This is a genomic window from Chlamydia pneumoniae TW-183 (genome assembly GCF_000007205.1).
Taxonomy (GTDB): domain Bacteria; phylum Chlamydiota; class Chlamydiia; order Chlamydiales; family Chlamydiaceae; genus Chlamydia; species Chlamydia pneumoniae.
The window spans coordinates 1151651-1164616 of the sequence record NC_005043.1 but is presented as its reverse complement, the minus strand read 5'-3'; the positions used below and the strand labels follow the sequence as shown (position 1 = coordinate 1164616).

Sequence of the window (12966 nt, the reverse complement as noted above, 5' to 3'; positions counted from 1 at the left end):
ATTACGTCCCGTTTACGAAGCAGAAGTCGTTGTGGGATAAGAGACTCGAATAACTTCAGGCGTCTCTTGCGGAGAAGTCTGCTCTTCACTCTTCTTAGCGTTCTCAGACAAAGAAGTTAAAACTATAGTTTTCACTGCCTCAACGTAATCAGTAAACCTGGAAGTTTGCAAATCCCTGGAGGTAAATCCTAAATCAATATGAGGAGCCACTCCTAAGTTTTCAATAAACTCACCATCTTTCCTAACAGCTAAAGATCCTGTTAAAGAAAGACCTTTAATTCCAGAACGGTTAGGGAAAGTGACTTGGAATACAAAACCTCCAGCTCCTGCTGTTGGCTTTCCAATGAGAGTAGCGCGGCCATTATCCTTCAAAATTGCAGGCGCTAAATCTCCACAAGAGAAGTCATCCTCGTCTATCAACATAAACAAAGGTTTAGTATATTGATGTTTAGGATGAGGTCGAACCTGTGCAAATCCTAGCAAAGGCATAGGTTTTGAAAGGTTAATATCACCTGAAACCCAGGAAGAAAGGACACTCTGAGAGAAGTTTTGAAGAGAGGCTACAGCATGCATATCCATGCAATATCCTTCCATAGTTTCCCCTAGCACGGCAACTGCCTGCTCATCTGTGAAGACATCTTCTAGTAGATCTTGCCAGTGCAAAGCCGAGCTGACTTCATCCTGAGTGAAAATCATTCTATGTTTAGGAGTATCTAAAGGATGATCTGTTAACATAGATAGTAACGAATAGAGATAGAAAACACTGCCTCCAGGATTATGGGTCTGATCAATAATCAAAGCATCAGTCTCTTTTTCCAAATGATCGATGATCTCTCCAAAGAGCTCCCAAGGACTATCCTTATGATCCTCTTCAAGTCCTTCTAAATCAGTCCAAACATAAGAAGAAATTCTTAAAAATCCTATGCGATGGGGATTGCCCTGAGAATCTTTTGCTTTAAAGATATAGGAACGATAGGGCCCCTTGTCTTGTTCCCAAAGAATAGGACCAAACGTAGGTAAAAATCCATTACGGCTCCCTATATGGTGATTACTGTCAAAACGCTGCTTATTTTGAACCCGCAATTCTTCCCAGAAATAAGGCACCATGTAGGAACTGAATAAAGAGCTACTAGAAGACTGTGAATTTACCCCGGAACGGAATAGCACACAACTTTGTGTAGGTAATTGAGGTTTATGTTCAGGAATCAAAGGAGCAACTAAAGAAAAATCTCCGATATGCTCTGGAGTATAACGCCAACGGACCGGTGTCGAACGGATCAAACCACTGGGTCGGCGAAGTTTCAACATGGCAATTCCTGAAGGAACCGCATCTCCAAAAGCGGCGGAACGCGATGTCAAGGAACGAACTGCAGCAGAATAGTCTGTGGCACTCCCTCGTCCAAAGCGAAGGCTTTCGATAGCCTCACGAATCCCCATTCCATCTACTTCAAGGATTTCATCCCCTAAGTAAATATCCCCTTGGCTAGTCTGTACGTCGACTACAAAGACATGACCATCTTCACTTAACTTCAATACGTAAGGGATATACGCACTTTCAGTACGATAAAACGTAATCCCTGCATGATAATCGTTTAATGATCTCACGTAGTTAGAGAGTACCTTCTGGCAGTAGTTGGTTGTTGGTTTTTCTTCTAAGACCAGTTGCAAGCGAGCTTGCTGTGTTTGCTGAGATAAATCCCAACCAAATAATAGTTCCTTCCATGGTAAAGGAGCATATTTTAACGATATTAAATGCTCTATGACATTTAAATCTTGATAAGCGTTGTCTTTAGTCAAATCCTTAGAAAAACCAGCAACACTACTTGTAAATAGAAGGCCAAAAACTATGGCTCCTAATTTCCCTTTTTTCATAAATACCTCTCTTTTCTACCGAGAATGGTTACAAGGAGGTAGGATTTTAGGGTTTTAAAACATTTTTTTAAAAACATTATCTGAAAAAATACACAAAATCATAGAAAAACCGAACGCACAGTCTCTGTTGTTTCCCTATAAAAAATTAAATGAAAAAATTGAGGCTCTCTAAAACAAAATAAGAAAACAATCCGCCGAAATAACTGGCTAAAGCAATCCAAGAAATCCTTTTGAAGTACCATAAAAAGTCTACTTTCTCGAGCCCCATAAAGGCAACACCAGCTGCAGAACCAATGATCAGAATGCTTCCTCCCGTTCCTGCAGCATAAGCAATCAATTTCCACAAAGTATCATCAAGAGGAAGAGTGTACATCCCCATGGTAGCAGCTACTAAAGGTACGTTATCTAATACGCTAGAGAGCAATCCGATAACGATTGCAACCACGTTCCTAGAAAAGATCTTATCCATCCATAGAGAAAAATCTGTAAGCAAATTGGCAAAAGATAGCGCGTTAACAGCAAGCAAAATTCCAATAAAGAACGTAATCGAAGAGATATCGATTTTAGTCAAAATATGAGGAACTCGCAAATGGTAACGATCCTCACCATGAGGAGAGTGAATCCAGTCACTGGTTAACCAGACAAGACCTAAACCTAACAACGCTCCCATAAAAGGAGGCAATCCTAAACATGCCTTCCACACAGGAACCATGAGTAAGGAACCTAAACCTATAAAAATAATCCAAAGACTCTTAGGAGGCGCAGATTGTAACTCTACATCCTTGGCAATGAGAGTACTCCCTCGTTTACGAAGGAAAAATTGACCACAAAAACCAGCGACCAACACACAGACCAAACTCGGCACAAATAAAGCACGTATAATGCCCCAAGAAGTAATCTTGTTGTTAATCCATAACATTGTTGTAGTTACATCACCTAGAGGAGTCCATGCACCACCTGCATTTACTGCAATGACACAAATAGCTCCTAATAACAAGCGATCTTCCCTAGCCTTCACTAAACGCTTCAAAATCGAGATAATGATAATGATAGATGTAAGATTGTCTAAGGCCGCGGATAAGAAGAAAGAAAGCCCGATAAGAGCCCAGAGAAGCAGGGTTCGCGACTGAATACGACAGAACTTAACGATCACAGAAAATCCTTTATGCGCATCAATAAGCTCGACAATAGCCATTGCTGAGAACAAGAAGAAGATGACTTGGGACATGTCCGCAATTTCTTCGACTAAAATCATATGATCCGCCATGGGAATGTGGGAGAAGCATACTAACCACATCAGTCCTCCCATAGCTAAGGCAATTGCAGATTTATTCACTCTAACAATATGTTCAAAGACAATTGCGAGATATCCGAATAAAAATAGCGCACACAATTGTAGTTTCAGCATGGTCACCTCTAAAATGATTTCGTGATCTACTTTACTCCTAACTCTTACAGAGGTAAAGAAGGAAAAATTTTTGTAATTATTCTTTTACGGATCCCTAGACAGAGAATATGAAGAAAAAAGATTAAAAAATTGCACGAACCATTTGACAAAGATTCAAAGGAATCGAAAAAATGGTAAGCACTGGCTTCTACTTTAGGTTATTGCATCGTGAAAGTCCCTTGGGCATTTAAAAACTTCATCCCTAAACTCTACACAAGTATCAAAGAAGGCTATTCGTTTAATACTTTTAAAAAGGATTTCCAAGCAGGAATTACTGTAGGAATCCTAGCCTTTCCTTTTGCTATTGCCATAGCCATTGGTGTCGGAGTCTCCCCAATTCAGGGACTGTTAGCTTCTATTATCGGAGGCCTTCTCGCTTCGGCTATGGGAGGAAGTAACGTTCTGATTTCAGGGCCATCCAGTGCCTTTATTTCTATTTTATACTGCTTATCTGCAAAATACGGGGCTGAGGCGCTTTTTACCGTCACATTGCTGGCCGGCGTCTTTCTTATCGCCTTCGGACTCACTGGCTTAGGCACGTTCATTAAATACATGCCCTATCCCGTTGTCACAGGACTCACCACAGGACTTGCGATCATTATATTCTCCTCGCAAATTAAAGATTTCCTGGGTCTGCAAATGGGAGCTAATATTCCTGCAGATTTCCTCCCTAAATGGATAGCTTACTGGGATCATTTATGGACTTGGGACAGTAAGTCCTTCGCGGTGGGTCTCTTTACCCTATTGATCATGATCTACTTCCGAAACTACAAGCCTCGCTATCCTGGAGTCATGATTGCAATTGTAACGGCGACCACCCTCGTTTGGTTACTTAAAATCGATATTCCTACCATCGGCAGTCGTTACGGAACTCTACCTACCGCGATTCCTTTACCTAAAATCCCACAACTGAGCATCACCAAAATTCTTCAACTGATGCCAGACGCTCTGACCATTGCAGTCTTATCGGGATTGGAGACTTTACTATCTGCCGTGGTCGCGGACGGAATGACAGGATGGCGTCACCAATCCAACTGTCAGCTTGTCGCCCAAGGGGTAGCAAACATCGGAACCTCATTATTTTCAGGAATCCCCGTCACAGGGTCGCTATCTCGCACAGCAGCCAGCATCAAGTCTGAAGCAACAACTCCCATAGCAGGAATCGTTCACTCCATCTTTATTTGCTTTATTTTACTTCTTCTGGCCCCACTCACTGTCAAAATTCCTCTCACCTGCCTCGCTGCCGTTTTGATTTTGATTGCATGGAATATGAGCGAAATCCACCACTTTATCCATCTCTTTACCGCTCCTAAAAAAGATATTGTGGTTCTCCTCACTGTCTTCATCCTCACGGTAATGACAACGATTACAGCAGCTGTACAAGTAGGAATGATGCTAGCGGCATTCTTATTTATGAAACAAATGAGTGATCTTTCCGATGTGATCTCCACAGCCAAATACTTCGATAAGGATTCAGACTTTTTAAGCAAAGCTGAAGTTCCTCAAAACACAGAGATCTACGAAATTAATGGTCCTTTCTTCTTCGGAATTGCAGATAGATTAAAGAATCTTCTTAATGATATAGAAAAACCCCCTAAAATCTTTATTCTATGCATGACGCGAGTCCCCACAATAGATGCCTCAGCTATGCATGCTCTCGAAGAATTTTTCTTGGAATGTGATCGTCAAGGGACCCTACTTCTCCTCGCTGGAGTTAAGAAAACTCCCCTTGCTGACCTGAAACGTTATCATCTAGATGAACTGATTGGGGTGGACCATATCTTCTCAAATATTAAAAGTGCTCTCCTATTTGCCCAAGCTCTAACAAATCTAGAGAGCAAAACTTCAACTCGTCATTTAGTCTAAATCCTAGAAAAGCAACCTTAAAGATTTTCATAACAAGGGAAGAGAAAACGTACGCTACGGTACTTTACAATACACTCAGCGTTCGCTCTCTTTAAAAAATTCTAATGGTTTCCCACCATATTCTCAGGAACCACTAAACGATCAAATTCCTTCTCAGAAAGATATCCCAAAGCTAGACACGCCTCCTTCAAAGATATAGATTCATGAAATGCTTTCAGTGCTGCTTTCGAACACTTGTCGTAACCTAATACAGGAGCTAAAGCTGTAACCAACATCAAAGAATTATTGATATTATCTTGTAAACGAGCTTTATTTACTTTTAATCCTTTCACAAAGAATTCAGAGAAAGCCCTCATCCCCTCAGAAAGGAGATCCACAGACTGCAGGAAATTATAGATGATCACAGGCTTCATCACATTAAGCTCAAAATTTCCTCGACTTCCTCCAATAATCACTGTTTGATTATTCCCAAGAACTTGAGCACAAACCATTTGGAGAGCTTCACACTGCGTAGGATTGACTTTACCAGGCATGATAGAAGATCCTGGTTCATTTTCAGGGAAAAATAACTCACCCAACCCACACCTGGGTCCTGAACCTAAAAAGCTCAAATCCGTAGCTATCTTAGTTAAAGCACATGCTAAAGTTGCTAAAGACCCATGGGCATCTACTAAAGCATCGTGACAAGACAGTGCTGAAAAATAATTGGAAGCTGGAATAAACGGTTCATCTGTTTCCTTCCTTAAATAATGGATGATCTTTTCCACGAACCCTTCAGGAACATTCAACCCAGTCCCTACAGCAGTAGCTCCAATCGCAAGTTCATATAAATGAGCTAAAGAAAATGCTATACTCTCTAAGCAGTGACGCAATTGACTGCTATAACCAGAAAATTCCTGACCCAACGTCATAGGCACCGCATCCATAAGATGGGTCCGTCCTATCTTTACATCATGACGAAATTCTTCCACTTTAGCATCTAACACCCGAATCATATGATCTAAAGCTGGAATTAACTTATTTTTTAAACTAATCACAGCAGCGATATGCATTGCTGTAGGGAAAACATCATTGGACGATTGGGACTTATTCACATGATCATTAGGATGGATAGGATCCTTACTGCCTAACACCCCTCCGTGATGACGAATGGCAAGATTCGCAATCACCTCATTCACATTCATATTAGATTGTGTGCCGCTCCCTGTCTGCCAAACTTTTAAAGGGAAATGCTCTTCAAAACCTCCCTCTAAAATCTCATCGGCAGCAGCAACAATCATATCGCAATGCTTGGAATCCAAAAATCCTAAATCTTGATTCGCCTGAGCAGCACATTTTTTAATCCATACGAGAGCTCGTATTACCTCATAAGGCATCAACTCAGGTCCCCAAGAAAAAAAATTCCTAGAACGCATAGTTTGAGCTCCATATAACTTATCCTCAGGAACTTCTACGATTCCTAAACTATCCTTTTCTTGTCGCATATCTATATTTCCCCTATGATTTAGGCTATTTTCTCGTTAATTACTTCAAAAATGAAAAAAAAATTTATTTTCTACTTTGTTATCGTTTTTTCCCTGCTATTTCTTTGGGAGATGACGTCACGCCACCGACCCACGTTTTCCTTTTTCTGCCCTCCCCCCTCGAGCATTGCCTCTAGTACTCTCCAATCCCTTCCACTCTTGTTAACATCTGCTTGGCACACCTTAAAAGCGATTCTAGGAGGGTTCTTCCTTGCGATTACTCTCTCCATTGTTCTAGCAACAATTATGTTGTCTTATAAATCAGCTAAAGATCTCCTACAACCTCTTTTCATCCTGCTACAGTGCACTCCTATGTTTGCTCTGGCTCCACTGATTGTACTTTGGTTTGGCTGGGGAATCGGTGCTGTAATCGTCCCTACAGCACTCACCATATTCTTTCCGCTCACCCTGACTATCTATCAGGGCATCTTATCAACACCAGAAGAACTTATAGAGCAATTCGTCCTTTGCGGAGCTACAAAATTCCAACTCCTGATCAAACTCCGGATTCCCCACGCTCTCCCCCACATATTCTCGGGATTAAAAATTGCTATAGGATCTGCAGGATTTGCTGCCATTGCAGGAGAATGGGTAGCCTCCCAATCGGGTCTCGGCATCCTTATGCTCGAAAGCCGCAGAAATTATGAAATGGAATTAGCATTCGCAGGACTCGCGACTCTCTCAATTCTCACCCTCAGCCTCTTCCAAATCACCTTGTTAATTGAAAAATTGATTTTTTCACTATTCCGAGTAAAACGGATGAGCCTTAAGCACAAATCCGTAGCTAAAAAAGCTTTATCCGTACTCGCCTTAATTCCTATAATGCTTATTCCCTGGAAAGGAAACTCTAAATCTCCTCCTGACAAAAAAAATCTTACTTCACTAACACTTTTACTCGATTGGACCCCCAATCCTAACCATATTCCCCTCTATGCAGGAGTAGCCAAAGGATACTTCAAACAACACGGTTTGGATCTACAACTTCAAAAAAATACAGACTCAAGTTCTGCTGTTCCCCACGTTCTATTTGAACAAGTAGATATGGCCCTTTACCATGCTCTCGGCATCATGAAGACCTCCATAAAAGGCATGCCAATACAAATCGTAGGGAGATTGATAGACAGTTCCCTGCAAGGATTTCTCTACAGAAGTCAGGACCCCATCTACAAATTTGAAGACCTAAATGGCAAAGTCTTAGGTTTCTGCTTAAACAACTCCAGAGATCTAAATCGTCTACTTGAAACCTTAAATCGTAACGGTGTGGTTCCCTCTGAAGTCAAAAATGTAAGTTCTGATCTCATCTCTCCGATGTTATTAAACAAAATTGATTTCCTCTACGGCGCTTTCTACAATATTGAAGGAGTAAAATTACAAACTTTAGGCATGCCCGTGAAATGCTTTCTCTCCGATACCTGTGATCTTCCCACAGGCCCCCAGTTGATTGTCTTTACTAAAAAGGGAACGAAAGCTAGCGAACCCGAAATTGTTGAAGCTTTCCAAAAAGCTCTTCAAGAAAGCATCATATTCTCAAAAGACCACCCCGAAGATGCTTTTAAACTCTACGCTAAAGAAACTAAAAGCATACCTAAAAATCTCTATCAGGAGTATCTCCAATGGGAGGAAACTTTCCCCCTCCTAGCTCAGTCCCAAGATCCCTTAAGCAAAGACCTTGTAGACAAACTCCTCGAAACAATCATTAAACAGTATCCCGAACTTGCTTCAGAAGTCGCGAAGTTTTCTCTAAACGACCTCTACAATCCGTCACTACCAGAAGAACAGAGTGTGTAACTCACACCCTGTTCTAAAAAATATTACCTATAAATAAAATTTATACAAACCTCGATAAACTCTCCCAATTCCGAAGTATCCTCTAGAGGATTCCCTTGAAAATAATAGGAAATGAGGTTAAAAAATTACCCCATGATACAGTTTTCTTTTTTCTTGCCCCAAACATGCATTCTGCTGCTAGCCTCAGACTCTTTAACTAATATCCTAGCGCTACACCATCTCCTCGCGAATTATTCAGTAAAACAGCGAATGCTTGTTCTACTGAGAGAAAGCTTCTTCGCATTCATCGCTATGTTTGCTCTTTACGGACTCGCTCTCGGAGGCCTGAAAGTATTGAATACCCCCGTATGCGCTATAGAAGTTGTCGGAGGAATTGCGGTAACACTAGCAGGAGTCCGAGCTGTTTTGCGATTGGGAAAAGAAGAATCCTGGATCCCTTATAAATTCAATATGTCCCCCTCATATTCTCCGTGCATTTCTCCAATAGCTCTCCCTTTAATGTTTGGACCCTCTGGTTAGCAGCTTGCTGTACACTCATAGCGAGAAATCACAATACTCTGATCAATTTCCAAATCCTAATTCTCAGCTGGCTACTCATTACCCTAGCCACCTTTTCTCTTCAGATCTTCTGCAAAGGGAACAAAGTACTCCTAGCTACACAAACCGTTTTAGGACTTTTTGTAACAATTGTGGGTACCCAACTCCTAGTCTCAGGATTACAACAAGCATTTTTATAGAATAAGTTATGCTCATCTTACTCAATCTTAGCCTACTATTTTATGTCCTGTTCGATTCTCCAGGCTCCATTCCTGTCTTTGTTGCTTTGCTCAAAAACTTTTCTAGAAAGAAACAACAACGGGTGATCCTAAGAGAATGCCTTTTTGCTCTCGGAGCCCTCATCCTCTTCGTTACTTTTGGAAGAAGCTTCTTCCAATTCTTGGATATTTCTCTCTACGCTTTTCAGATCATAGGCGGCTTTCTCCTCTTTACAGTCTCTATAAAAATGATGCTGGCACCCATGCCAGAAAAAGCTAAAGATGATACTTCCAAAACAGAACCTATATTTTTCCCCTTAGCTTTCCCAGTAATCACAGGCCCTGCTGTGATTACAGCACTCCTTAGCTACATGGAAGAGGGAATCTACTCTAGGGAAATTATTTTTACTGCTATGATTATCGCCTGGGCATTTTCTTTATTTACTCTGCTATGCTCTAGCTTCTTTGACCGCCTTTTTGGAAATTTCGGACTCCTCGCACTCGAGAGACTCTTCGGTATTGCTTTACTACTTATGTCGGTAAACCTTATGTTGAAAGGGATCTCAATAGCGTTTAATATAGGCTTTTACATCGGGTGATCCTTATGAAAAGAAACGACCCTTGCTGGTGCGGCAGTGGACGTAAATGGAAACAGTGCCACTACCCTCAACCCCCAAAAATGTCTCCAGAAGCCTTAAAACAACACTACGCCTCGCAATATAATATCCTACTCAAAACCCCAGAACAGAAAGCAAAAATCTATAACGCCTGCCAAATTACAGCAAGAATTCTAGATGAGCTATGCAAAGCATCTCAAAAGGGCGTCACTACAAATGAGTTGGATGAGCTCTCCCAAGAGCTCCATAAGAAATATGACGCGATTGCCGCTCCATTCCATTACGGCTCACCACCATTTCCAAAAACAATCTGCACATCATTAAACGAAGTGATCTGTCACGGGATTCCTAACGATATCCCACTAAAAGACGGTGATATCATGAATATAGATGTGTCCTGCATTGTGGATGGCTACTATGGAGACTGTAGCCGCATGGTCATGATCGGAGAGGTGCCAGAAATTAAAAAGAAGATATGCCAAGCAGCTTTGGAATGTCTTAACGATTCTATAGCCATTTTAAAACCTGGTATTCCCCTCTGTGAAATTGGAGAAGCTATAGAAGCACGTGCAGACACCTATGGATTTTCTGTAGTAGACCAATTTGTAGGACATGGCGTTGGAATTGAGTTTCACGAAAACCCCTACGTGCCACATTATAGAAACCGCTCCATGATTCCTCTAGCACCAGGGATGATCTTCACTATAGAGCCTATGATTAATGTAGGAAAAAAAGAAGGCGTTGTAGACCCCAAAAATCAATGGGAAGCACGCACATGCGATAATCAACCCAGCGCACAATGGGAACACACTATAGCAATTACAGAGACAGGCTACGAGATACTAACTCTTCTAAATGACTGACTTCTTCTTCCAAAATCTCTATGCGCTCTAAGAGCCCTTGAATCATAGAGATATCATCAAAAGATATGTCTTGCTTTGTGAGTTCTTCCTTCTTCTTCAAAGTCAAATACTTCTCCTGAACCGCAAAAAGCTTCTTTCTTACTAAAGAAAGAGTCTCACTCTTTTCTAGAAACTGCTCCTGAAGCTGAGAATACAACCCTTTATACTGTTTTTCTTCCACACAACTCGTTTCAGCATGTGCAGAAGGTTCCACAGAGACCTTCTCTTCAGATTTACAGACCAATTGGTGGAGCTCATTTATCTGCGTTTCTTTCTGATTTAAAAGGTTTTGAAGCTCCTCACATCTCCTTTCAAGAGCAGTGAAATTTTGCAACAAAAGGCCCAACTCTTGACAACGGTGTTCATAATCAGAACAACGCTGCTTCTCTACTAAAATCTCATTTCGTAGACGCTCTAAACTCTCTTCCTTCTCCTGTAAAGCCGATACCCATCTAGAAACATCCACCCTCTCTGAGCCCTGACTTTCACCTACTGAAGGCTCTGCTACCCAAGGAAATACAACATCCCCATTCTTGGAAACCAACTCGATATACTTATTATGGAGTTCCGCGTAATCCTCTAACCAACTGTTCTTTTGGTCCGCTAGAATTTTCAAATCTATAGTTAAATACTCTTGTTTCTGATAAGCCGCTTTCAAAAGCTCCTGACACTCAGTAAGTTCCCGATCTAAACCCTGAGCACGAGCATCTAAAAACTCCTTCTCCTGACTCTTTGTCAGCAGCAAATCTTCATAAGCACTACGTTGTGCATCCAAATCCTCAGAAAGCCTGAGTTGCTCCTTCCCCTTTACCATCTCTTCTTCTTGAGCAAGCCACACTCCTTGGAGGAAAAGCCCAAAAGCAAGCAAAAAGGAGACTCCTAAGCCAGATAACCAAAAAGAGACATATAAGGTCTCTCCAACAACATACTTAGCGACATAAAGAGTTACAAAAACCCCCAGAAGCAAAGCATAGCCCTTCCCACGAAAACATAAAATCAGAGGAAACGCTAAAAACGAAAATAGTAATAGAAAGGGAACTAAAGAAACTTTAACAACAGATGCGCAGCCTAAACATCCAAAAATCAACAACAGAGCGCTGATAAAAACCCATTCCACAGAAAATGATCGTGAGTTCTTTACCAAATCCCCTAATTTAATTAGTTGATTTACCCATCGATAAAGACGTTTGCTAAGCACGTACATCGGTTTCAACATCCCAATAAATGAATAGTTTAAGACTCATCTAAAGAGTCTCGTGCTTTTGTTAATAAATAGCTGATCACAGCTGGATCTCCTTCATAAGTCATCTCCACCTGGATTTTGCCTTCAGAAGACATCTGACCACAAGTTACCAATACGTAAGCACTTACGTCATCTTTAAAAACTTCTGGATAGTCATTGCACTCATTCCCAGACACGTCCTTCTCCTCTCCAGCTAAAGATTTATACCACAACTAGGGAGTCTACAAAAGCCTCCATTAGGACCCATATTAAGCTCTTCTTACTCCAATCTAGTACCCAACATTCTCTGGGCCGCCAAAATTTCTTATTAATTATAAAAAAAACAAAACACTTAATAACAACTAATAAAGAAAAATCATAAAAATTTTATTTTAATAAACGTTTTTCTTCTTGTTAGAATAAAACTAAACAAAAGTGAATTTTTTTATTATGTCTATAACCACCTTAGGGACTCTTCCCACAGTTAATACTATAAACAGTTCTCGTCCTCCCCTTGAGCCTCTAAATACACCTAAAATAGGTGCTGTGCTTTTTAGCATTTACGAGCTTCTTTTACAAGCAATTGAAATTCGACAACAAACAGTTCTGACTCAATCACAACAATTAAACGACAATACTAATATTCAACAACAATTAAACCAAGAAACTAATCAAATCAAGTATGCAATAGTAAGTGCTGGAGCAAAAGAAGACGAGATCACTAGAGTACAAAATCAGAACCAAAACTACTCAGCACAAAGATCTAATATCCAAGACGAACTCGTAACAACAAGACAAAACGGTCAAATTATCCTCTCACACGCCTCTACAAACATTAACATCATCCAACAGCAATCCTCACAAGACTCCTCATTTATCAAAACAACAAACTCCATAGGAAGCACCGTAAACCAACTGAATAAACCCCTAGGATAAGGAATTAAAACCATCCGTAAACATTTTAAAATCGAAAA

10 protein-coding genes and 1 pseudogene are annotated in these 12966 nt (G+C 40.8%); 6 read left to right on the top strand and 5 right to left on the bottom strand.

The features are described from left to right. Positions 1–12 precede the first annotated feature (12 nt). Both CPB_RS05250 and CPB_RS05245 read right to left on the bottom strand, forming a co-directional pair. Positions 13–1872, bottom strand: a complete 1860-nt coding sequence (locus tag CPB_RS05250; RefSeq protein ID WP_010883649.1) for a protease-like activity factor CPAF — start codon at positions 1870–1872, stop codon at positions 13–15. A gap of 145 nt (positions 1873–2017) precedes the next feature. Then, on the bottom strand, positions 2018–3280 hold the full coding sequence (locus CPB_RS05245) for an NhaD family Na+:H+ antiporter (RefSeq protein ID WP_010883648.1): 1263 nt from the start codon (positions 3278–3280) through the stop codon (positions 2018–2020). Positions 3281–3484: 204 nt separating this feature from the next. On the opposite strand from CPB_RS05245, the gene CPB_RS05240 reads away from it, so the two are divergent. Continuing rightward, on the top strand, positions 3485–5185 hold the full coding sequence (locus CPB_RS05240) for a solute carrier family 26 protein (protein WP_165438711.1): 1701 nt from the start codon (positions 3485–3487) through the stop codon (positions 5183–5185). Between the two features lie 101 nt (positions 5186–5286). Here the strand turns inward: CPB_RS05240 and fumC are convergent, their stop codons facing one another. Then, a complete protein-coding gene (gene fumC / locus CPB_RS05235; protein ID WP_010883646.1) occupies positions 5287–6669 on the bottom strand; it encodes a class II fumarate hydratase in 1383 nt (460 codons plus the stop codon). A 51-nt stretch (positions 6670–6720) separates the two neighbouring features. Between fumC and CPB_RS05230 the strand changes: the two genes are divergently transcribed. The 4 genes and pseudogenes from CPB_RS05230 to CPB_RS05215 all read left to right on the top strand — a co-directional run bounded on the left by CPB_RS05230 (position 6721) and on the right by CPB_RS05215 (position 10731). After that, the gene (locus CPB_RS05230) at positions 6721–8496 is read left to right on the top strand and encodes an ABC transporter substrate-binding protein (protein ID WP_011126277.1); all 1776 of its coding nucleotides are present in this window, start codon (positions 6721–6723) and stop codon (positions 8494–8496) included. 132 nt (positions 8497–8628) lie between these two features. Then, positions 8629–9233, top strand: a pseudogene (locus tag CPB_RS05225) (MarC family protein). 8 nt (positions 9234–9241) lie between these two features. Beyond that, positions 9242–9850 carry a MarC family protein gene (locus CPB_RS05220; RefSeq protein ID WP_010883643.1) on the top strand — a complete coding sequence of 203 codons (609 nt, stop codon included), beginning with the start codon at positions 9242–9244 and terminating at the stop codon, positions 9848–9850. A gap of 5 nt (positions 9851–9855) precedes the next feature. After that, a complete protein-coding gene (locus CPB_RS05215; protein ID WP_010883642.1) occupies positions 9856–10731 on the top strand; it encodes a methionyl aminopeptidase in 876 nt (291 codons plus the stop codon). Here the strand turns inward: CPB_RS05215 and CPB_RS05210 are convergent. Together CPB_RS05210 and CPB_RS05205 are read right to left on the bottom strand one after the other, a co-directional pair. Then, positions 10688–11986, bottom strand: a complete 1299-nt coding sequence (locus CPB_RS05210) for a hypothetical protein (RefSeq protein WP_010883641.1) — start codon at positions 11984–11986, stop codon at positions 10688–10690. The genes CPB_RS05215 and CPB_RS05210 overlap by 44 nt on opposite strands. Before the next feature lie 17 nt (positions 11987–12003). Further along, positions 12004–12189, bottom strand: coding sequence for a hypothetical protein (locus tag CPB_RS05205; RefSeq protein WP_010892199.1), 186 nt, complete (start codon positions 12187–12189; stop codon positions 12004–12006). A 253-nt stretch (positions 12190–12442) separates the two neighbouring features. On the opposite strand from CPB_RS05205, the gene CPB_RS05200 reads away from it, so the two are divergent. Continuing rightward, positions 12443–12928: a DUF720 domain-containing protein gene (locus CPB_RS05200; protein ID WP_010883639.1), complete on the top strand. Its 486-nt coding sequence runs from the start codon at positions 12443–12445 to the stop codon at positions 12926–12928. The last annotated feature ends 38 nt before the right edge of the window (positions 12929–12966 follow it).

Excerpts from the sequence above, each read along its gene's own strand:
- CPB_RS05245 (WP_010883648.1), bottom strand. The coding sequence starts at position 3,280 with ATGCTGAAACTACAATTGTGTGCGCTATTTTTATTCGGATATCTCGCA.
- CPB_RS05210 (WP_010883641.1), bottom strand. The coding sequence starts at position 11,986 with ATGTTGAAACCGATGTACGTGCTTAGCAAACGTCTTTATCGATGGGTA.
- CPB_RS05220 (WP_010883643.1), top strand. The coding sequence starts at position 9,242 with ATGCTCATCTTACTCAATCTTAGCCTACTATTTTATGTCCTGTTCGAT.
- CPB_RS05250 (WP_010883649.1), bottom strand. The coding sequence starts at position 1,872 with ATGAAAAAAGGGAAATTAGGAGCCATAGTTTTTGGCCTTCTATTTACA.
- CPB_RS05200 (WP_010883639.1), top strand. The coding sequence starts at position 12,443 with ATGTCTATAACCACCTTAGGGACTCTTCCCACAGTTAATACTATAAAC.
- fumC (WP_010883646.1), bottom strand. The coding sequence starts at position 6,669 with ATGCGACAAGAAAAGGATAGTTTAGGAATCGTAGAAGTTCCTGAGGAT.
- CPB_RS05230 (WP_011126277.1), top strand. The coding sequence starts at position 6,721 with ATGAAAAAAAAATTTATTTTCTACTTTGTTATCGTTTTTTCCCTGCTA.
- CPB_RS05215 (WP_010883642.1), top strand. The coding sequence starts at position 9,856 with ATGAAAAGAAACGACCCTTGCTGGTGCGGCAGTGGACGTAAATGGAAA.